The following is a 23,193-nucleotide window of genomic DNA, read 5'->3' on the forward strand; positions in this document are numbered from 1 at the left end:
TCTTTGTCTCTAATGGCGGCTTAAGCTTTATTGATACCAGAAGCTTTATCGGTAGCAGGGGCTTCTTCGATACAAATTGCGATGTCTTTCACTTCATAAATACGCAGACCATCTTTGCTCAGGTTTGCGTCGCCAACGATGATGCGTTTACCGTCTTCGTCTTTGATTGCAGTGATGTGTACATCCAGTGACATCTGTTTGTTCAGAGGGTTAATCTGACCACGGTATTTCCATTTCACTTCAGATTGGATTTGGCCAAATTTCGGATTGCGGAAGCCAGCGCCAAGATCTTTGTTTAGTGCGTAGGTTTGCATTAACTCGATGATCGCTTCGACACCTAGAGAGCCGGGCATTACTGGGTCTTGATGGAAGTGGAACTGGAAGAACCAATCACTTGGGTCGATAGTGCGCTCAGCGTATAGGTAACCCAGACCGTCTTTACCACCATCGCTAGTGATCTGCACTGTATCGATGAAGTTCAAACGACCGCCAGCCAGTTGGTAGTGCTCTTGCACTTCACCAGTAGCAGAAACAGGTGCATTAAAGTAACGACTCGTTTTGTCTAGCAAGTTGATGTTTACGTCTGGCGTGCGATTGTTATCAACGTGCCATGCGTGAGTCACTTTACCGTTGTCCAAACCTAATTGGTCTTTCAGTGCTGCGCCTTTGAAATAACCAAATACTGCCGTACCTTGGTAGAAAGGCACACCGTCAGTGCTTAGCTCAAAGCTGAAGCTCTGTACGATGTTGGTGCCCATCATTACGGTTGAAAGCAGACGAGAATCGTTGGTGATGGTTTTGCCACGTAAATCGACATTGCGTAGCATTTTGCCGCTGCCGTCTAGGTTACGGAAAAATAACTCTTCACCCGGGAAGCCCAGTGTTGTGCCCATGTAGCCAGAGATAAAGCCGTTTGGCTGCAGTGAAATCTCCATTAATACCGAGTAAGGCATCAAGGTTTGGTGGCTGTTTTCATCAAAGTACCATGCGTTTTCTGGCACTTCGTATTCTGCGATACATGAAGATGGTTTCTTGAATTCACCACGTTTACCTTCAATCTCAACCACACGTGTAGTTAGCTGCAAGTCGCCACACGGAGTACGTGGTGGGATCATTCCACGGTAGATAGAGAAATCAGGACCGAAACATTTCTCGATATCACCCGTTGCGAACTCGAACATGTGATAAGGCGTGAACGGAACTGTGTCTGGCGTGCGGTTCGGGTAATCAGGCGTTACCGGAGCTTCAACGTGTTGAAGTGGAACTACACCTTTGTTTGGCGCTGTTGCTAGGTCTTCAATTTGAGCCATTAAGGGCGCATTTGCTGAAGCCTGTTGGTTCACTGCTGGTGTATGGCCCAAGTTTTCGATAACAGGAGTCGCGACCGTTGTCTCTGCTACGGTGTCAGCAACTAAGATCTTAGCTGTCTCTAAAGAAGGGAAGTAACGAGTACATTCGTCGTCTTCTTTGATCATCACACCCAAGTTTTGGAAATCAACAATCACTTTGCCGTTCAGCAAAATATCGATGTTAGCTTTCGCGTATGGGCGAGGGCTTAGACCAATCTCAGTTACTTCCATGCGGTACGTCAGTTCTGCCGATTGTGGTAGAACTTGACCACGACAACGCACTTGTTGAGGGGCATTTTCAAGCGGTTGGAAACGACCATTTTGAACAAGCGTGTGCATGCCAAGATGCATCATGAAGAATTGAAGCAGTTGACCACAACCTTCTGCCATCAAAGAGCCAGCCATTACTGAGTCATCTTTGAAGTGACAAGGGAAGTACCAGTGCTCAGGCTCTAGCTGCTTATGACCTTCAATCAGACCAAGTCCCCATGTGCCGCCTTGCGGTTCAACACGGCTAACCTTTTCGATCATCATGAACTTCTCTGAGCTGAAGCATAGAGAAGGCTGGTGGCTATTGGATTGGTGAGTTGGGCCAAAACATTCTGCAATGTTGGCAGTCAGTAGATGACGCAGTTCTTGGTGGTTAAATTGGGTTTTAGGACAGTGCAACATAGGGTTGAAGCGTTGCTTAGTGGCAAGCTTACGCGCCTTGATTTCATCTTCAGTGTGAATCACACCTTTGCCATCTGCTAGCTCTTCATCAGTGAAGAAGCCCGCACAGCCGTTATCCATTTTCAGGATCATCTTGTCGCCAACGAAACATTCGTACGAGAAGAAGAACAGCAGCGTGTCGCCATTGCGAGCAAAGTTGTTGATTGAGATATCGTAACGCAGTGTATCGCCACCACGAGGCAAGTCGCCAAGGAAGGTCAGCGTACAATCTAACAAGCGGTAAACACGCTCGCCTTTGTTTTCAAAATCGATACCTAGGTAGCTGATCAGCATTAGGTCACACTGACCAGATTCTACCGCTACAGCCCAAGGGATCTGACCATCAACAAGATACGGCGCATCAACCGGGATGTCATATTCGGTGGTCATGGTGCTTGGCTTGTACTCGTTAACGGTTGCGTTGAGCTTGGTTACACGAGATACCAATAGGTAGTCGGTAGTTGGCAAGCGAACGCGGCGCGAATAGCTATCGATGATTGCGTAATCAGGACCAAATACGTTGGCGATATCGCCCTCCGCGTATTCAACCAGATCATCGTAATCCCAAATGCATGGCTTACGGATAGGTTTTACTGGTGCTGGCGTCGCTAATACGTTGACTGGTTCTGACTGAACCTGAGCCGGTTGAGCTTGAACAGTCTGAGCTAATGTTTGCTGACCATTCGTTTGTTGACCATTTTTTTGTTGACCATTCGTTTGTTGAATAAGGGCTGAGCTATCTAAACCAGACGTAATTGCGTTTAACTGTGCTTTCAATAGTGCATCAGCCATTTGCATGCCTTGGGCACGAGTGTGCAGGAATGCTTTGTGTACTTGCTGCGCTGCTTGCTGGTTTTGAGCAAAAGCTTGGTTGTGTGGTGTTACAGACGGCTGTAATGCAGCATCCGTATTAGCGTCGATTTGAGACGTGCCATTTTTAGCGGATAGGACATGAGTCATATTGCTGTGGTTACCTGTTAGCTGACTGTGGCGAGTTGGCGCCAGAGTAGGGGATACTGATGTAGGAGTTTCGATGACTGGCTCTACCGCGTTCTGCGCTAATGCATTCTTCTCTAACTCTTTTTGTGCAAGGGCTGCTTGAATGCTTGCTGTCGTTGGAATCGACGCCACTCTTGCTGCTTGTTTACCAGAAGCTTTCTGCTGAATCGCAGCCAAGTTAGTCACTGGGGTTTGAGCAATATGTTGATAAATATCGCGACCACCTAATGTTACTTGCTTAACCAATTGGCGTTTAGCATCGCTCGCCAGTTCACTGTTCAAACGAACCGATAGTGATTGAGATTCAACACTCGATTGGCTTAGTAGCAGCTGTGAACATTGTCCTTCGCTGATGTTGGCAACAATCGCGCTCTTAGAGCTGACATTTGGATTCAGAGACTCAAGGTTCAGGTTGAGTAGACCGTGTAGCAGGCTTGCCATACCAGAGGCTGCAGAGCAGTGACCTACACGCTGACTTGCTTGAGTCGTCTTTGTGTTCCCTAAACTTAGAGATGAAGACTGATGTGATGAAGATTCTGGTGCATGGTTAAGCTCAAGCAGAGAAACACCGTTCGAGCTCATACCGACTTGAGTCAGTAACTCATCAACAACGGCGTTGTTATTCTCGCTTGAACCAAAAGCCAATGCGTTGATGCTGCCGTAAGCCGCATCTTGGTTGCTCGCTACTCGTTTTTCTTCCACAAGAACAATTGCACCTGCGCCTTCGCCGACATTCCAACTGCCGTCTTGCGGTTGTCCGAATTTTGGAGAAAGTGAGACTGGGTTCACGCTGTTCTTCAGAATCACATGTTCTGCACTGCCGCTAAGGTCAACGGCGGCAATCACGACTGCGTCCATGGATTCTTGCGATATTAGGTTTTGCGCGACATCGATACAACGAGCAACCGACTGTTCAGCGGCTGAAATCGTAAAGGCAGGGCCGTTAAAGTCCCACAATGAAGAGATACGCGAAGCCATGATGTTACCGATGAAACTGGTGTATTGGTTCAGCTTGGCTGCGTCCATCACACTGTCCATCGCGATGGTTTCTAGCGCTTGGTATTCGTCTTGAGTCAGTTCGATACCCATGTTGGCAAAGCTGTCAGCCAGTTGGCTATGCAGGTTTACGCGTCCACGGAATTGGTGCATCTCAAGCTCTGTTTCCATCGCAACGAGTACTGCAACCTTTTGGCCTGCTACAAGCTTGGCATCTTTGATGGCTTCGTCTGCAACTTTCATCAGTAGCAACTGCTGAGAGATCAAACGGTCATCTTCGTTTGGCGGCACTTTAAAACGTAGGAAATCGAGATCGAATTGGTCGATGTAGGCTCCGTTTGGAATGCCGCGTAAACCAAACTGATTCAGTAATTCTGGATGTTGGTCTAAGCCTTTCCAGCGTTTCTTAGGTAAAGCAATGAAAGCATCGTTGTTGGTTTCAATCGCAGTGCTCAGCGCATTGATGCTTTGCAGAGAACCGAAGTGAGACGCGAGGCCAGTAATGCTTAAATTAGACGGCTGTAGGCTTGGAGACGCTGACTCTAAAGTCTGGTTTACATGACTCGTGTCTGAATACGCTTCAAGCAGTAAGTGAGCGTTACAGCCACCGAAACCAAAGACAGAAACACCCGCGCAGCGCTCTGAGTTACCCGCTTTACTTGGCCAAGGTTGAACCTGCGTTGGCAGAGTTTGTGAGCCAAATAAACCCTCTGGTGACGATAGTGGCTTGTCCAAATTAATACTTGGAGGAAGCACGCCTTCTTTCATCGCAAAGATCATTTTCATGATCCCCGGCATACCCGCAGCAGTCAGTAAGTGGCCGAGGTTTGACTTCGCAGAGCCAATCGATGGCGGGTTAGAACCATTCAATTTGTCAGCAAAGAAACGCTCCATTGAGGTTAACTCAACCTTGTCACCTAATGGTGTGCCGGTTGCGTGACACTCAATCACTTCAATGCTGTCTGGTGTTAGGTTTGATGCCTCGTAAGCGCGTTCAAAGGCTTGTACTTGTCCTTTACTATTTGGGCTTAATACGAACTGGCCACGGCCATCGTTCGACAAGCCAATACCGCTGACAACTGCGTAAATATTATCGCCATCACGTTCTGCATCAGCTAAGCGTTTTAGGACTAAAACACCGGCACCTTCGCCAGCAAATAGACCTTTACTGTTGCTATCAAACGGAACCGACACGCCGTGGTCAGGGTAAGCGTGGAAGATGGAAAAACCCATATTGATAAAGAATGGGTCAGCACCGGATACCGCGCCTGCCAACATCATGTCGGCTTTGCCCGTGTTCAAGTAATCACACGCTAACTTCAATGAATACACTGAGCTTGCACATGCCGCATCTAGGCTAAGTTGCACGTTGCCTAAACCTAGCGCATCAGCCACTAACTTAGAGGCGTTGTGTGCCGCTGCACCATTGATAGGATTGAGGTCTTGCGCGGTTTCATTGGTTGGTAGCAGTGAAAATTGGTCATTAGCCAATTTAGCTTGTAGTGCTTTCTCGACCACCGAGTGATACATCGGCAGAAACAGGTCGTTTGAACGTGTGGTTGGGAACGAAAGGGCACCCATAATCACGCCTGTGCGCTCTAAAATATTGGCATTTAAATCAATGCCAGCGTCGATTAACGCCTTACGGCTGGTATCCAAAGCCCATAGGAAACTTTGGTCAACACCGTTGAATGACTCTGCTGTTAAGCGGTAGCCATTGCTATCGAAATTGAAATTTTCGATGTAGCCGCCTTTGTCACAGTAAAAGCGGTCTGATTCACCTTGCACGCCCTGATAGCTTTCAGGTTTAGCACCTAACTTTTCAGCGCTTAATGTGGTGCGAGAATCTTTTTTATTCAGCAAGTTTTGCCAAAAGTCTTTTGGTGTATCCGCTTCTGGGTATTGGTTAGCAATACCAACAATCGCGATCTTATTGCACTTCACTTGCTGTTTGTTTTGAGCCTGATATTTATATTGAGATGGTTTCGATTGAGAACTCATACTAGCTCTCCTTGATGATTCACTGCGCTGCCTTGAGACGCACCACTTAATTGCTTAGCGGCGGTGATCTGTTGTTCTAGCCCTTGGATAAGAGGCTCGACAGACAGTGGAATTTGATGAGTAATGAGCTGGCCAATACACTTGATGAGCGTGACAACATCGTCACCGCCTTTGGCATTGGAAGCGATTGTGCAGTACTGGTCGGCTACGTCGTCGCTACGATTGATCTTGTCGATCAATGTGCTGGTTTGACGATCGGCACCTACTTCGACAAACAGACGCGCACCTTGTTGACGCGCACTCTGGATCAACGCGGTGAAATCTAACGTTGAACAGAAAGTGTCGGCAATCGAAAGGGCGATGCTGTCGCTGTCGATATTGATTGGTGCGCCAGTCGGTAGACCTGCTGCGCTGATAAAGCGGATATGCTTTGGCAACTCGTCGAACAGTGGTTGAGTGTAAAACTCCTGCACTTGGCTATGCTGACTTAGCGCTGGTGTGGTGTGCATTGCGGTAACACGGTTCGCGGCAATGCCACGTTTACCCAGTTTCTTGAGCAGAGCACGACAGGTGCTTTCACAGCCTGCCAGTACGCAAGTGTCACCTTGGATGATAGCGAGATAAGCGCGTGGAAACTCTGGTAACAGAGTCTCAATCGCTTGCGCATCACTGCGAACCACAAAGCTGTTCCATTGGATGCTTTCGTCGCCGTTGAGCTGCCAATCTTGACGCACTGCGGTGAGTTCACCAGAAATAGCCGTCGTGAAAATAGGGCTAGTTTGAGTCATCTCAATCAGCGCATGTGGGTTTTTCCAAACATTCAAGCTCGCCCACATGGAGGCTTCACCCTTGGAGTAACCCAAAGCGAAATCTGGCTGTACTTTGAATTCATCACATAGCAGTTGTGTTAATAGATAACTACTGCCCACACCTGCAATGGCCAATTCACTAAGCGACATTTCTTGCGCGTCTTCAGCGTAGGTTTTGTCAGCCTGCAGCATCTCTTTCAAGTTACCTTCGCGTTCTAAACGAGCAAACAACTGTGGGAAATGGTGGTGAAATTCACGCAACATACCGGGATAAACCGTGCCAACACCAGGGTAAACAAATGCAACGCCACCTTTGCTTTGAGGCTTGGGTGAGAAACAACTGCCCGCAGGCGTTTTGTAGTGGCTATTGTCTGCCATTACTTTTGGCAACGCATTTTCTAGCGCTGTGATCTCTTGTATTGCAGCATCAATTGAAGCGGCTTGAATCACGATGTTCGCACCACGGACAACATTGTGCTGAACGCTTTGGAAGTGACTTAGGTTTGAATGCATTAAGCTGGCGATAGTAAGTTCGCTGTCCGCTGAATCACTAACGCATTTAAGCTCTTCTCTTAACGAGATTAACTGAGAAACCAATTCGGCTTGTTCGTTGCCTGAAACCACAAACATCAAACGCTCGCTTGATAGCAAGGGTTTTGGTTCTTGAAAACCGGTCGCTTGAGTCAATATCAGGCTGGTGGCTTTTTGGCTATCGTCACTGAAAGTTAACGCAGCAACACGTGCTTTGTTCGGCTCAGTGAACCAATAGTGGCTCGGTAATGAATAGCTCGGCAATGAACGGCTCGATATCGCATTAACCATATTCAACAATTCATCAAACTGCTGCGAAGCAGAGAGTGCAGAATATTGTTGTTGATGGCTTAAATCTGTCGCGGGGCGGTGTGCAATATCCAGAGCAAGCTGAACGCTATCTCCATTATTTAGATCGAGAGTTTCGGCAAAGCCCGCTAAATTCGCGTGTGGGTGAATCTTATTCTGAGCAGCATTCAACGCACTTAACATCAACAATGATGGTGAGTGAGAATCCAAACAGAGTTTAACAGTAGTGCCTTGATTTACAGTCTCAATCGCACGGCTAAGTGCTTGATTAAAATTGCCATCAACCACAACAGTTATCATGTCTGGGAACGAGGGGAATAAGTCGGCAGAAAGCTCAGCCGCGTTTGCTGGCTGAGCTAAAAGAGCGATGCGCAATGGCATCGCTTTATTAGAAGGAACAGTCACTATGACAATTGCTCCTTTTCTGCGTTCTTAGTAGCCTCTTTCTTCGATACTGCTGAGCTAGACTTCGGCAAAAATGCGTCGTTTAAGCTCTTGCTGATGGTGACTTTTGCACCTTTCATTACTGCGCTTAAACGACCATCTTGGTGGTAAAGCGAGATATCAGCTTGCAGAGAACGAGCCGTGCTTTTTATCACGTTCAGTTCTAGCCAACCTTGGTCACCATTGTGCATCGGTGCGTAACAAACAAACTCACCGATTGCAGACGGTAGGCTTGCCGCACCGTATTTCAATCGAGCCCATACCAGCATTGCTTGCAACAGATAATCTTCAGCAAATGGCTGGCTATCGCCAAAGCCTTGCTTAGGAATAAATGCTCCACAGTCGCTGTTTTCAATCTGAGGCAACTGGCATTGAGCCAATAAACCTAAGTCGTCAAAGCGTTCGACTGAGGTAATACCTTGCAGTCTTGGTCCGTGAAACAGAGTGCCGTCGCTGTATAGAGCTTGTGCCGTTGTTACAGGTGCTGAAGTGTTGGCCTCAAAGCGTTTTACTGACGCTTGTTGAACATCTTCAGACACTTGCACAGAGGCAACTTGCAACTGAGCTTGATACTGTGGTCGCCCTTGGCAACTGATCACCGCTTTTAGCTGATCTTTTGATTTAGCATCAGAAGAAAGAACCAGTTTCAGCTCTTGCACTTCATCAGTATCAAAAATCACACCCTTAAGCAGTTTGTAGTTGTGAACGCTAACGTTCACCCCTAACAGTTGCTCTGCGACTTCACGCATCCATTGGATGGCACACACTGTCGGTAACACAGGGTTACCGGCAATGCAGTGATCTTGAATGAAAGGCAATGCCTTTGGATCAAGATGACGTGTCACAGTGATGCTTGTATTCAGCGGACTCTTTGCAAGATGCACAGACTCCGCATTAAGCTTTTTTACAGCAGCTTCCTTGTTGTCAGAACCTTGCATGCTCGTACCAACCAGCAGTTGAATGCCAGTTTCGTTCAGTAGTTGAGAACTAAACAGCTCTGCACCTGCCTGAAGAGGAATTACGTACACGCCGCGCTCTGTGAACATACGTTTCAGTGCTGCGTTGACCATGCCACCGTCCCACGGTCCCCAGTTGAAGCTCATCACTTTCGCTTGAGGGTTACGCGCAGACAGTTGTAGAGCCGCTTTGTTTAGGATCTCGTTAGACATCGAGTAGTCACTTTGGCCTGTGTTTCCGTAGAAACCCGCCGCCGAAGAGAACATCGCAATCAACTTTAGCTTGCTGCTATCAAGACCACCAAGAACCGCTTCTAGTCCGCCCACTTTCGTGCCGTAAACCATGTTCAGTTCATCAAGTGTTTTATCTTGAATGTGTTTGTCAGCCAGTACACCTGCACCGTGGATAAGACCCGTGATGCCGTCGAAATTCGCCAGTGTTTTCGCTACAGACTCATGGTTCGACACATCTAGGCTTAGGTACTCAGCGCTCGCGCCAATCTCGTTGAAAGCGGCAAGTGCTGCGTTGATTTCAAGGCTGCTCAATACAGGTTTTAGTAAGGCATCAACTTTCTTTGGCGTTGGTTTGTCACCTGTTGCTTGTAGGTGAGCGATAGCCGCTGGTTTTAGCTCTTTCTCTTGCTTGCCTTGTGCCCACTGAGGTAGCTCAGCTGAAGTAATATGCTTACTACGACCTGCAAGAATGAAATGAGACTTACATTGCTTAGCAAGCGTAAGTGCACATTCAAACGTCACGCCTTTAGCGCCACCAGTTACGAGAACTTTGTCGCTCTTGGTGAGTTGAGCACCTGTGTTTTTGGTTTGTGCAGCACCTGGTGTTGCCGCAATCAATGTTGCACGACCCGATTCACCGTTTTCTGCATGGCTAAGACCGATTTCAACCGTGTTGGTATCGATATCGAACAGTTCGCCTGTGATAGCTTCAGCTAGGTGACGAGCATCAATAGAAGCGTCAGCATCCAATGCACGGCAGAACACGTTTGACCATTCATGGCTCAGTGTCTTAGTTAGACCAGACAACGCGGCTTGGTTGAGTTCTGCATTCGCTAATTGCTTAGTATCTAGGTAACCAAAGCCACCATCGATACGGCTTAGCGTGAAGAACACACTGCGACCAGAAACGGTATTCAGCTGACCATTTAGGTGCTTCGCGAATAAGAACGCTGTGGTTAGTGAAGCTCTTGAGTCTGCATTCAAGTTAACTGCTTGCTCGTTGCTTTGTTTCGCATCAACGATAGCTTGTAAATGAATGAAGCCAGCAATCACTTTGTTCGACGTTTTAAGGTCTGCTTCGATGTCGTTAATCACAGCTGTCACACCAGCATCATCGACGCTGTTAAGTGTGTAGCTTGCGATTTCACTGTTTAAAGGTGACGCGGCAGAAAGAGCACTACGCACTACAGCAACTTGAATGCCGTTAGCGGTCAACTTTTCTGCTAGAACACCAGCGTTGTGACCATCATCTGTGATCACGACACAAGCGTCTTTTGAGAAACAATCGACGAGTTTATCTGCCGCTGGTAGCTTTTTTAGCGCTACCTCATTGTGTGGAGGAAGTTCCGCTGTCGCTGTTTCTGCGATAGGCGTTACTGATTCAGCTTTAGCAGTCGCTACGGGTGCAGCAGCGGATAGCTTGCTTTGCATGTAAGTAACGATTTCACCAAGCGTACGACACTCAGCTAGGTCTTCAGGGTTTAGTTCTGGCAGTGTTGGTAGCTGGTCTTGAACTGTACCTAGGATCTCAACGCGTTTGATAGAGTCGATACCAAGGTCTGCTTCCATGTCCATCGCTAGGTCGAGCATTTCTGCGGGGTAGCCAGTTTTATCGGCAACCACTTCCATCATTGTTGATTGAACATGAGCAGGATTTAGGTCATTGCTCGTGCTTTCTACAGCGGCTGTAGCTGCTTCCGAACTAGGAGCTAACTTGCTGTTCATGTAGTCAACGATTTCGCCAAGAGTACGACACTCAGCTAGATCTTCAGGGTTCAGCTCTGGCAATGTTGGTAGCTGGTCTTGAACCGTTCCAAGGATCTCAACACGTTTGATTGAGTCGATACCAAGGTCTGCTTCCATGTCCATTGCTAGGTCGAGCATTTCTGTTGGGTAGCCAGTTTTATCAGCCACTACGCTCAGCATTGTGCTTTGAACTTGCTCTGCGTTTAAACCGTTTGATACTGCTTGCGCTGGTGCAGATGCTTGAGTTGCTACTGGAGCAGAAGCTGGAAGCTTGCTGTTCATGTAGTCAACAATTTCGCCTAGAGTGCGACATTCAGCTAAGTCTTCAGGGTTGAGCTCTGGAAGAGTCGGTAATTCGTCTTGTACCGTACCTAGAATTTCAACACGCTTGATTGAATCGATACCAAGGTCAGCTTCCATGTCCATTGCTAGGTCTAGCATTTCAGTCGGGTAGCCCGTCTTCTCTGCGACTACTTCTAACATGGTTTTTTGAACGACAGCCGCATCTAGACCATTGCTAGCTGTTGCCGGAGCAACTACTGCTGCTTGTGAAGACACGGGAGCCGAAGCTGGAAGCTTGCTGTTCATGTAGGCAACGATTTCGCCAAGAGTGCGACACTCAGCTAAGTCTTCAGGGTTTAGCTCTGGAAGAGTAGGCAGTTCATCTTGAACCGTACCAAGAATCTCAACACGCTTGATTGAATCGATACCAAGGTCTGCTTCCATATCCATTTCTAGATCAAGCATTTCCGTTGGGTAACCTGTCTTCTCAGCAACCACTTCTAGCATGGTTTGTTGAACGACTTTTGCATCAAGACCGTTAGCTGCTTGAACAGGAGCGGTTGCGCTTGGCTGTGCAGCAACAGGCGCAGATGCTGGCATCTTGCTGTTCATGTAGGTAACGATTTCACCAAGAGTACGACACTCAGCTAAATCTTCAGGGTTCAGCTCAGGTAGGTTCGGCATTTCGTCTTGAACGGTACCAAGGATCTCTACGCGCTTGATTGAGTCGATACCAAGGTCTGCTTCCATGTCCATTTCTAGATCAAGCATTTCCGTTGGGTAACCCGTTTTCTCAGCGACCACTTCTAGCATCACTTTTTCAGCATCGGCTGTTTGTACTGCTACAGGTGCAGCTACAGGAGCCGGTTGTGCTTTAACTGGCACAGGCTGAGCTGCAACCGGTGCTGCTGCTTGAGCGGCTACTTGTGGAGCAGGAACGGCTTTCTGTACTGGCGTAACTTGAACAGACTGAGCTTGAACTGGCGCGGCTTGTACAGGAGTCGCTTGTACTTGAGCTACAGGCTGTTGGACGATAGCTGCTGGAGTAGTTGGAGCTTGAATCGCTGGCTGAGTATTTACTGGCGCAACGAAGGTTGGTTGTGCCGTTTGTGCTGAACCTTGCGTCAGCATATTAAGTGCTGAGTTGTTGCTGTGCGCTTGCATCTCTAGGTAATGAGCGTGAGCTTTTAGCGTTTCAGCTTGGTGCTGGTGGAACATTTCCATAGAACGCTGTAGGTTCTCAGGAATGGCTACGCCTGCTGTTGCCATTTTCGCTTGCTCAGACATTAGGGTGTTGAACGTGTCACCGTATTGCTGAGGAATCGCCAAGAATTGCTGATGTACTTCTGCTGCTTGTTGTTGAGCATTGAAGAACGATTGCAGTGAAGATTCATCAACTGTTACTTGAGCTGCTGGCTGAATAGTCGCTGGAGCAGGTTGCGCCACTTGAGGCTTCTGAGCTGCTGTTACTACTTGTGCACTTGGTGCAGGAGCAACTGACTGTTGCACATTTGAAGCTTGAGGAGCAGCCACAGGTACTTCAACGATTTCTGTTTTAATCACTTCTTTTTCCACGATTTTCTCGACTTCAACTTTCACTTCAACAATCTCAGTCTTTTCGGTGACGTTGCCCGAAGCCAATGATTGATCCATTTTCTTACGAGTAGCAGGGCTGATGTAGTTGGTTGCATTCAGCTTGATGTTCATTGGTGATGCCTTTGCAGGTTCAGCAATGTCAGCTTGGTAAGGGTCAATGTTGTCTAATGAAACACCTGCTACGCACAGTTGAACCGCAGCTAAACGAAGCTGTTGGTCACTGTCGCCTTTAGGGCTTGGGTTGATGCTGATTGCGTAAAGCTCTTCGTTCTTATCAGCCAATGTTTTCTCAACCAGCTTTTGAAGAATGTTTTTCGGACCGAACTCAACGAATACGCGCGCGCCTGCTTCATACATCGCTTCAATTTGCTCGCTGAAACGAACCGATTGCAGCATGTGTTGCTTGAATGTTTTCTTGATCGCTTTCGCGTCTTTGCTGTGCAGTTTGCCCGTTGCGTTTGAGTAAAGCGGCAGCGTTGGAGCGCTAAATGAAGCTTTGTCAATTGCAGCAGAAAATGGTTTTTGAGCGTGAGCAACAAGTGGAGTGTGGAACGCGCCAGATACAGGCAGAGCGATTGCTTTGAAGCCTTGTTCTGTCAGCGCTTGTGCTGCTTGTTGAACCGTCGCAGTTGGACCTGCAATAACCAGTTGAGTCGGGGCGTTGTAGTTGGCAATGCTCACGCCTTCGAATTGACTGATGCAGCTTTCAACGGCTGGAAGCTTGTCTGCGTCTAGGATGACCGCAAACATAGTACCGCTGTCGCCTTGTTCAGGTGTCGCAGCCATCGCATCGCCACGAGCGAAAGCTAGCTGGTAGTAATCGTCTTGCGAGATAACACCCGAAGCACATAGTGCGCTTAATTCACCAAAGCTGTGGCCTGCGACCATGTCAGCTTTGAAGCCAGCTTGAGTCATGATGTCGAACTGACCCATAGACACAGTACCAATCGCACTTTGAGCATTGGCCGTATTGGTTAACACCGCTTCTTGAGCTTTGGTTGCTTCTGGTGTGAAAGTTGGAATTGGGAACAGAATTTGCGACAGAGCCGTTTTCTTGTGTTGACCAAATACTTGATCCGCTTGAGCAAGCTGTTGACGCATTTCAGGGTAGTGACATGCAAGCTCGCGACCCATGTTGAGGTATTGAGAACCTTGACCTGCAAATAGCGCTGCCACTTTACCTGCACCGTTTTCAGCAATCAGTGCCGACTCACGGTAACTAGTGCCGTTTGGCATCTGCCAATGTGCTTTGGTTTGGCTATCAAGCATAGAAACTGCTTGAGTCAGTTGCGCTTGAAGGTCTGCTTGGTCAGTGACAACTAAACCAAGACGAGCATGCTTAGCGTCAACTTCACGTAGAGCGTGTTGCTCAGCAAGCGCTTCCAGTTTGAACGCAGCGTCTGCAGCTTGAGTTGAAACCTGCTTGAGCTCATTGATCAGTGCTTGACGAGATTCCGCGCTGAATAACAGAGTTTGCGGTACTTGGCGCTGACGGTATTTGTCACCGCGAGCGTGTTCTGGCGTGTACTCTTCCAATACAACGTGGAAGTTAGTGCCACCAAAACCGAATGAGCTGATACCTGCACGGCGCGGTGTGCCGTCGACACGTTTCATCCAAGGACGCGTTTGTGTGTTTAGGTAGAACGGTGAGTTCTCGATATCCAGCTTAGGATTCGGAGCCGATACGTTGATCGTTGGCGGCAGTACTTTGTGGTGCAGTGCTAATGCAGCTTTGATTAAACCGGCAGTACCCGCAGTTGATTTGGTGTGACCAATTTGAGATTTCACAGAGCCTAACGCAATGTGTTGCTTCTCTTCATTGTTCTCACTGAATACCGAGTTTAAGCCACCAAATTCAGCTACATCACCCGCTGCAGTACCTGTACCGTGCGCTTCTAAAAGACCAAGCGTGTGCGGTGCGAAACCAGCATCATCGTAAGCACGTTTTAGTGCTTTTGCTTGTCCTTCAGGGCGAGGTGCATAAATACTCTTGAACTTACCATCCGAAGAAGAACCCACACCTTTAATCACTGAGTAGATTCTGTCGCCGTCGCGCTCTGCATCTTCAAGACGCTTAAGAGCAACCATGCCGATGCCTTCACCAATCATCATGCCTTTTGAGTCGATATCGAAAGGTTGAATGGTTTCATTGGTGGTAAATGCAGGTGTTTTAGAGAAGCTCATGTACATGGTTGGCGAGTTATCAGTACACACACCACCTGTGATCATCATTTCACTGCGGCCTTCAACCAGCTCACTTAGAGCCATACGCATTGCGGCTAGAGAACCTGCACACGCAGCATCTACTACACAGTTGATGCCACCAAGGTCAAAGCGGTTAGCAATACGACCTGATATTACGTTACCCAATGAACCAGGGAATGAGTTCTCTTCCCAGTGGATGTATTGGTCTTGGAATTTTTTGATCAGCATTTCGCTGTCATCGTCGCTGATACCACTGCTCTTGAAGACTTTTTTCAAAACAGGGTATTGAAGACGAGCATTTAGGCTTTGAGCGATCTTTTGACCACCACCAACACCGAGCGTGATACCGATCTTGTCGCGATCGTAACCTTCTGGAAGTTTTGCATCTTCAAGTACTTCTTTTGCAACGATCAGAGAAAGCAGCTGTGAAGTGTCTGTCAGTTCTAGGATATTTGGCGGAAGGCCGAACTCCATTGGGTTGAAGTCTACTTCTGGGATGAAACCACCGCGCTTACAGTAAGACTTGTCTGGCGTAGTACGATCTGAATCGTAGTAATCTTCTGGACGCCAGTGCGTATCTGGTACTTCAGTAATCGCATCGATCTTTTCGCTGATAAGATCCCAAAATTTATTCAGGTAGCGAGAGTTTGCAAACATGCTCGCCATACCAACGATAGCGACAGGCATATCTTTAAGGCGTTTATTCAGTCGAGTATCGTCGACTGATTCCGGTGTATTTGTCTCGGGTTGGCTCATTATGAGTCTCCACTAGAAATCACAGAAAGTGATGTCGTGTTTTGAGGCTGCGCTTTTAAAGCTATAGAAAGAAAATCTGAAACAGACTTAGGGAAGCGCAGCTGAAAATTCAGGTTGCTGAGTGGCGGCAACCAGATTGAAATTAGTTTTTCGAAGTGCGTTGACTTACGAGAGTAGGGGAGGTGTTTCATGCGCGACGGTGGCATTCAAATGTTGAGGCGATGTCCATTAAAATCCTGTTCAAAGTCTGACTAAACGACAAGTCGGTATCCGCAAAGAAAACGTGTGAATTTGTTTAATGGTTGAGCAGGCTACCCGAGGTGAGTGGTCGATACAATGCTCCCAGAGGCCACTATGATCTGTTCAGACCAGATGAATTTGGCATGGTTTTGATTTTTGTATTTTTAATTTAATTAACTTATTGATAATTAATGGGTATGAGTTGTTTTTTAGTGTTTTTACTCTATATTTCAACTTGGTGAGATCTATGTCATATTTTTGTAAGTAACATTTAATGGCTGCCTCTCGTGTAAGGCTAAGTGTGATCTGTGTTTTAATTTGTTATTATTTGAAAAATTAGTTTTAAGTCCTCATATGAAGGGGGTTTCCCTCCCGTATTCTCTAGGTTCCACTTAATTCATAGGTGAGTTAAATTTGTTCGATTGGGTTGTTCCAATCGTGTTTTGAAGAGTGATTTATAGAAGTGAGTTCGAGTTAAATGAAAACTCCCGTTGTTGATTTGTGGCTATGTTCTCTGAGTAACTTGAATGACCAGCCAGACATTGTATCTCAGCTCAAAAAGAGACTGACGGCCGACGAGATAGCCAAAGTTGAGCGCTATCGAATGCCTTCATCTCAGACTCAAGCTTTGTATGTACGAAATTATCTGAGAGCGATCTTATCTCTCTACTCTTGTTTGTCGGCTGAAGAGTGGCGTTTTGAATATGGTGAGAAAGGGAAGCCAAGATTAATTGAGAAACAACAAATAGAAACCGGCCTGAATTTCAATATCAGTCATAGCAAAGAACATTTGTTAATCGCAGTTTGCCAGAGAGAAGGGAAGTCACTTCAGTTAGGCGTCGATATCGAACATGCCAGAAGCTCGACCAATATCGACTCGATCATGAAGCACTATTTTTCAGATACGGAATTGACGGATTTACTTAAGCTCAACAAAGAAGAACAAAGAGAGCGCTTTTTCGATCTTTGGGCGCTGAAGGAGTCCTATATCAAAGCGACAGGTAAAGGGCTAGCCACATCGTTGCGAAGCTTTTCGTTCGATTTCTCCAATCTGACGGAGCAAACATTGCCAATTCACGCTTCGGATTTTCAACCAAACTTGCAGGATGAAATTAGATTGCATGATGAAATCAGCATATACAGTGGAGTTGGGTTGGATGTTACTGAGAAAACCGAGAGTTCTGCAGATTGGCAATGTTGTTTGGGGCGGTTGGATGAGCAGTATCGCTTTGCGGTTACGCTTGGTGGAAATTTGCTACCGATGAAGATAGAGATGAGAACCTTTTCATCGTCTCATCTCTTTTAAGCTAGTTTGGTGAGACGAAGTTAGCTCGTTTCGCCAAGCATCGCTTTTAAGACTTCAGCAGGCACGGGCTGCAGTTGCTTGTCTTTGTCTAGACAAACCATTTCGATATCACCAATCACCGCGGGTTTGGTTGCATCTTTACGCCACACTTCCTGTCGCCATAGCGTTTTGTATTTGCCATCAAGTTCAAAAGAGGTTCGGATGTCGCAGATCTCAGCGAACTCAACCCCATCTTGAAAAGTCATGTTGGCTTTATATACCGCAAAACCTAATCCATGTTCATTCCACAATGTTGCCAGTTTATCGCTACCCAATACATGTTCGCGTGCACGCTCAAAGTACTTTAGAAAGTTAGGGTGATAAACCACACCTGAGTGATCGGTATCTTCATAGTAAATTTGTACTGGGTGATGGTAGATCTGGCTCATTGATATCAACTCTTATTAAGTAGCGTTGTAGTAAATCTGACTAAGTTGTGCAGCACTCTACAGGATAGGTAGAAATTACTTCAAGGCATCATCGACTATCGAGCTTTTGGTCAGACCTCATTCGGCCTTATTCATTACTAATACGTTGGTCAGCTTCCACCCATTTACAAATATTCTATGTGTCATTTTCCACCCATTAATTTTTGCGGCGAGTTGGTGACTACTACAGGCCGATATCATGAAGCCTTATAGTTAAAGGGTTGTTAATGGCTTGTGTCAATGTGGCGCGCTAATTGCCTTAGTGAAAGCACGCAGTTCCCATTGAAGGGCTGTTTTGTTTACTAAGGAGAATAATAATGTTTAAGCCTCTTACCCTGCTGTCTGTATCTGCTCTGGCGCTCACAAGTTTTAATGCTGCTGCAAACTGTGACCCAGGTGAAATCGTGATTAAATTCAGTCATGTAACCAATACCGATAAGCACCCGAAAGGCATTGCCGCTTCTTTACTGGAAGAGCGAGTAAACACGGAAATGAATGGCAAAGCTTGTATGCAAGTTTTCCCTAACTCAACACTCTACGATGATAATAAAGTACTGGAAGCCCTGTTAAATGGTGATGTTCAAATGGCGGCACCTTCGCTGTCTAAATTTGAGAAGTTCACTAAGAAATACCGCATTTTTGACCTTCCGTTCCTATTTGAAGATGTAGACGCTGTTGACCGTTTCCAAAACTCAGAATCTGGTGAAAAACTGAAGAATGCAATGAAACGTCGTGGCCTACAGGGTCTAGCGTTTTGGCACAATGGCATGAAACAGATGTCAGCAAACAAACCTCTTATCAACCCTGAAGATGCGGAAGGTTTGAAATTCCGTGTTCAAGCATCAGACGTATTGGTTGCTCAGTTTGAACAGCTAGGCGCTAACCCACAGAAGATGTCCTTCAAAGAAGTGTACGGTGGCCTGCAAACTAAGGTTATCGATGGCCAAGAGAACACATGGTCAAACATCTACGGTAAGAAGTTCTTTGAAGTACAAGACGGCGTGACAGAAACTAACCACGGTATCCTTGATTACCTCGTAGTAACGTCGAACGACTTCTGGAAAGACCTACCTGAAGATGTACGTACGCAACTTGGCACAATCGTTCAAGAAGTGTCTGAGACTCGTAACGCAGAATCTTCAAAAGTTAACCTAGCGAACAAAAACAACATCATCGAAGCGGGTGGTGAGGTTCGTACGCTTACGCCTGAACAGCGTGAAGCATGGGTAACTGCGCTTCAACCAGTATGGAAGAAGTTTGAAAAAGACATCGGTTCAGATCTTATCGATGCAGCGTTAGCTTCAAACCAATAACACCGCTAAAGGAGTGGCGTGCATTTCGCCACTCCTTATTAAAATAACTATAAGCGGAGTCAATTATGGATAATCCTCAAATGGAACAACCAAATTCTAGCGAATCAGCACTGGAAACCTCTCTTTTTTCCAAAGTCGGAAGAGTTACGGATGTGATTGAAGAGTCATTAATCGCATTTTTCCTTGGCGCAATGACGCTACTTACTTTTGCCAATGTGGTGTTTCGATACGCATTCAACGACAACATCTTATGGGCACTGGAACTGACCGTGTTCATGTTCGCTTGGATGGTGTTAGTCGGCGCATCTTATGGCGTCAAAAAGCACTTCCACATTGGCGTTGATGTGATCATTAACCTTGCCCCAGAAAAGCTACGTAAAGTGTATGCGTTAATCGCCGTTGCAAGTTGCCTAGCATTCTCAATCTTACTACTTATCGGTTCTTGGAATTATTGGTACCCGTTCGCGACTGAGCGCGCTTGGTATGAAACTGATGATATTCCAATGCCAGAGATGCTTCAGTTTCTTGCCGACTGGCTGAATGAAGGCGAACGATACGAGAAATTGCCACGTTTTATTCCTTACATGGCACTGCCGATTGGTATGGCAATGCTGACGTTCCGATTCATCCAAATCGCTTATCAAGTGGCGACGGGCAAACTTGACCGCATGATTGCGGGCCATGAAGCCGAAGAAGAGCTGGATGCATTGAAAGCTGATGTTTTAGCGGGTTCTGATGAAGACGCGACAGCGGTATTGGATTCGACTAAGCAAAACAAGGCGAATGAGTCGGGTACAAAATCTAACGGTAAGGAAGACTAATCATGGCAATGTTATTTCTATTTTTAATGGTAATTGCTTTCATGTTGGTCGGTGTGCCAATTGCGATTTCCCTCGGTTTATCAAGCGTCATATTCTTATTGATGCATTCAGATGCTTCTTTGGCATCCGTTGCACAAACGCTGTTTAATGCATTTGCAGGCCACTACACACTCTTAGCGATTCCTTTCTTTATCTTGGCCTCTAGCTTTATGTCTACTGGTGGCGTGGCGAAACGTATTATCCGTTTTGCTATCGCAATGGTGGGTTGGTTCCGCGGCGGTTTGGCAATGGCATCGGTTGTGGCGTGTATGATGTTCGCAGCGTTATCTGGGTCGTCTCCAGCAACGGTAGTGGCAATCGGTAGTATTGTTATCGCTGGTATGATCAAAAACGGCTACACAAAAGAGTTCGCGGCAGGGGTTATCTGTAACGCGGGTACGTTGGGTATCTTAATTCCACCATCTATCGTTATGGTGGTTTACGCTGCGGCGACGGATGTATCTGTGGGTCGTATGTTCTTAGGCGGTGTGATTCCTGGACTGTTGGCGGGCGTGATGTTGATGATAGCTATCTACATTGCAGCACGTATTAAGAAAATTCCTGCACAGCCATTTGTGGGCTGGGGTGAGATGTTCGCAGCCGCGAAGGATGCGAGCTGGGGCTTGTTGCTGATTGTTATCATTTTAGGTGGTATCTACGGCGGTATCTTTACTCCGACAGAAGCGGCGGCTGTTGCAGCGGTTTACGCGTTCTTCATTGCTAACTTTATCTATAAAGATATGGGGCCGTTTGCGGACAAGAAAAATACAAAGCCTGCTTTGGTGAAAGTGTTCCAAACGTTTTTCCATAAAGACACCAAAGATACGCTCTATGATGCGGGTAAGCTGACCATCATGCTGTTGTTTATCATTGCCAATGCTCTGATTCTTAAGCATGTACTGACAGAAGAACGTATTCCTCAGATGATCACGGAATCGATGTTGTCTGCAGGTTTAGGTCCAATCACCTTCTTGATTGTGGTGAACGTTCTACTCTTGATTGGTGGGCAGTTCATGGAGCCATCAGGCTTGCTGATCATCGTTGCTCCGTTGGTTTTCCCTATTGCAATTGCACTGGGTATCGACCCAATTCACCTTGGTATCATGATGGTGGTGAACATGGAGATAGGGATGATAACACCGCCTGTGGGGCTCAACTTGTTTGTGACCGCAGGGGTCGCGAAGATGTCGATGATGAACGTAGTAAAAGCCGCACTGCCATGGGTTGGCGTGATGTTCTTATTCTTGATTATCGTAACTTACGTGCCTTGGGTATCAACATGGTTACCAACCACCTTGATGGGGCCGGAGATCATAACCAAATAGCGGTTCGTTCTATGTGATTAGAATTGAAAAAGTCTTATTGGAATAAAAAATGAGGAGGTCACTAGACCTCCTCATCTATATTTTTACCGCGACTCGAATGAGGATTAATCTGCTCATACAGCGCTCGCTTCGCTTCTAATTCTGGTGTGTTTAAGTCGACATGCTGATCGGTGTAGTAGATACCGTCTATCTCAAACGTATCAGTAATCGATGGTACTTTCGTTTTCTCACCCATACTTATTTCCTTATCCCATTTATTGCATAACATCCTGTTATCAAAATAAGTATAGGTGATCTTGCTCCCAAATCTAATCTAGTTTTGTTCTACCTTATAAGACTCTTTCGTGAGCTGGTGTTTTTGCATCTTATCGTAGAGTGTTTTTCGGGGAAGTTGTAGCCTTTCCATTGTCTCTTTTATACTGCCGTTACACTCAATAAGTGCTTGCTTTAACGTGTTTTTTTCAAAATCACAGACCAGCTCGGTGAGTGACATTTCATGTGCGGTGTCAGTGCTGTTTTCTGACATGTGAGAAAGCTTACCTAACAACACAAAACGTTCTGCAGTATTACGTAATTCACGTACATTTCCCGGCCAGTCATGGGCTAGAAGCTCATGTAGCTGCTTTTGTGGAAGCGCAGGGGCTGTTTTCCCATAGCGAGCTGCAGCAACCAGTAAGAAGTGGTGAAATAGTGCAGGGATATCTTCTTGGCGGCTTCTTAACGGCGGTAAATCCAAGGTCACGACATTGAGTCGGTAATAGAGGTCTTGTCGAAAAGTCCCTTCTTCAGCGGCTTTCTTTAGATCGATTTTGGTGGCGGCAATCACACGAATATCGAGAGGCACCAAGCTATTGGATCCAACTCTCTCAATCACGCGTTCCTGTAATACACGCAGTAGGCGAATTTGTGCCTGCATCGGCATGGATTCAATTTCATCTAAGAATAGGGTTCCGCCTTGAGCAAATTCAAATTTACCGACACGTTTGCTTTCTGCGCCAGTAAACGCGCCTTTCTCATGTCCATAGAGTTCGCTTTCAATCAGGTTCTCTGGAACCGCACCGCAATTGACGGCGACAAAGTTTTGTTCTCGTCGGCTGCTTTGCTCATGCAGGGAACGTGCGACTAACTCTTTGCCTGTGCCAGTTTCACCAAAGAGTAAAATGTCAGCGTTAGTGTCTGCCACATGAGTGATGATGGAACGCAGCTCAGTCATGGATTGTGTGTCCCCAATGATTCTTGGTCCAAGTGCTTTACTGGCCTTGAGCGAGCGCTTTAATTCAAGATTCTCAAGAGTGAGTTGACGTTTATCTATCGCACGCTTAGTTGTTTCAATTAAGCGTTCATTTGCGAATGGCTTTTCAATGAAATCATAGGCACCGTCATGGATGGCTTGCACTGCCATGGAGATATCGCCGTGGCCAGTGATCATGATTACGGGGACCTCTTTGTCTTTGTGCATTACGGTGTTGAGCAAGTCATGCCCGGAAATACCCGGTAAACAGATATCAGTGATGATGACGTGGGGTAAGCCGTTCTCTTGAATTGCGAGCAGAGCAGATTCGGCATCGGGAAAGAACTCCGCTTCAATATCGGCGAGCTCAAAGCTCTGTTCAATCGCCATTCTTAGATCGGATTCATCATCAATGAAATAGACGTGACACATAGTGATTCCTTTACTTCTTTGTATTCTGATTATCGCTGAGTTTTTTGCTTGTTGGTTGGCTCGCTTGTTCAATAGCTAGCTTGTTAACGGTTTAA

Annotated in this window: 11 protein-coding genes; 4 read left to right on the forward strand and 7 right to left on the reverse strand. The window is 46.6% G+C overall.

Translation table 11 applies throughout. The features are described from left to right. Positions 1-20 precede the first annotated feature (20 nt). The 4 genes from AC3CID_RS04405 to AC3CID_RS04420 are packed head-to-tail and all read right to left on the reverse strand — an operon-like array spanning position 21 to position 16,115. Complete coding sequence (locus AC3CID_RS04405; protein ID WP_488526992.1) at positions 21-6,056, reverse strand: hotdog fold thioesterase; 6,036 nt, start codon at positions 6,054-6,056, stop codon at positions 21-23. Further along, on the reverse strand, positions 6,053-8,110 hold the full coding sequence (locus tag AC3CID_RS04410) for a PfaB family protein (RefSeq protein WP_488526993.1): 2,058 nt from the start codon (positions 8,108-8,110) through the stop codon (positions 6,053-6,055). Before AC3CID_RS04410 ends, AC3CID_RS04405 begins: the two co-directional genes overlap by 4 nt. Then, entirely contained in the window at positions 8,110-15,924 is a 7,815-nt protein-coding gene (locus tag AC3CID_RS04415; RefSeq protein WP_488526994.1) for a phosphopantetheine-binding protein, read from the reverse strand. The genes AC3CID_RS04410 and AC3CID_RS04415 overlap by 1 nt, the downstream gene beginning before the upstream one ends. Beyond that, positions 15,924-16,115, reverse strand: coding sequence for a hypothetical protein (locus AC3CID_RS04420; protein ID WP_017098773.1), 192 nt, complete (start codon positions 16,113-16,115; stop codon positions 15,924-15,926). The genes AC3CID_RS04415 and AC3CID_RS04420 overlap by 1 nt, the downstream gene beginning before the upstream one ends. A 527-nt stretch (positions 16,116-16,642) precedes the next feature. Here AC3CID_RS04420 and AC3CID_RS04425 point away from each other — a divergent pair. Continuing rightward, positions 16,643-17,470 carry a 4'-phosphopantetheinyl transferase family protein gene (locus tag AC3CID_RS04425; protein ID WP_488526995.1) on the forward strand — a complete coding sequence of 276 codons (828 nt, stop codon included), beginning with the start codon at positions 16,643-16,645 and terminating at the stop codon, positions 17,468-17,470. Between the two features lie 20 nt (positions 17,471-17,490). Here the strand turns inward: AC3CID_RS04425 and AC3CID_RS04430 are convergent, their stop codons facing one another. Beyond that, positions 17,491-17,898: a thioesterase family protein gene (locus AC3CID_RS04430; protein ID WP_009847292.1), complete on the reverse strand. Its 408-nt coding sequence runs from the start codon at positions 17,896-17,898 to the stop codon at positions 17,491-17,493. Between the two features lie 356 nt (positions 17,899-18,254). Here AC3CID_RS04430 and AC3CID_RS04435 point away from each other — a divergent pair, with 356 nt between their 5' ends. From AC3CID_RS04435 to AC3CID_RS04445, 3 genes are all read left to right on the forward strand, one after another. Further along, complete coding sequence (locus AC3CID_RS04435; protein ID WP_017631410.1) at positions 18,255-19,250, forward strand: TRAP transporter substrate-binding protein; 996 nt, start codon at positions 18,255-18,257, stop codon at positions 19,248-19,250. A 65-nt stretch (positions 19,251-19,315) separates the two neighbouring features. Further along, positions 19,316-20,071, forward strand: coding sequence for a TRAP transporter small permease (locus AC3CID_RS04440; RefSeq protein ID WP_102340199.1), 756 nt, complete (start codon positions 19,316-19,318; stop codon positions 20,069-20,071). Between the two features lie 2 nt (positions 20,072-20,073). After that, on the forward strand, positions 20,074-21,435 hold the full coding sequence (locus tag AC3CID_RS04445) for a TRAP transporter large permease (RefSeq protein ID WP_004736074.1): 1,362 nt from the start codon (positions 20,074-20,076) through the stop codon (positions 21,433-21,435). 61 nt (positions 21,436-21,496) lie between these two features. On the opposite strand, the gene AC3CID_RS04450 is transcribed toward AC3CID_RS04445, so the two are convergent. After that, on the reverse strand, positions 21,497-21,670 hold the full coding sequence (locus AC3CID_RS04450; protein WP_488526996.1) for a hypothetical protein: 174 nt from the start codon (positions 21,668-21,670) through the stop codon (positions 21,497-21,499). A gap of 78 nt (positions 21,671-21,748) precedes the next feature. Then, positions 21,749-23,098 (reverse strand): sigma-54-dependent transcriptional regulator, encoded by a 1,350-nt coding sequence (locus AC3CID_RS04455; RefSeq protein WP_488526997.1) that lies wholly within the window; start codon positions 23,096-23,098, stop codon positions 21,749-21,751. Between the last annotated feature and the right edge of the window lie 95 nt (positions 23,099-23,193).

This window comes from Vibrio sp. QJM3NY_21 (genome assembly GCF_057785975.1).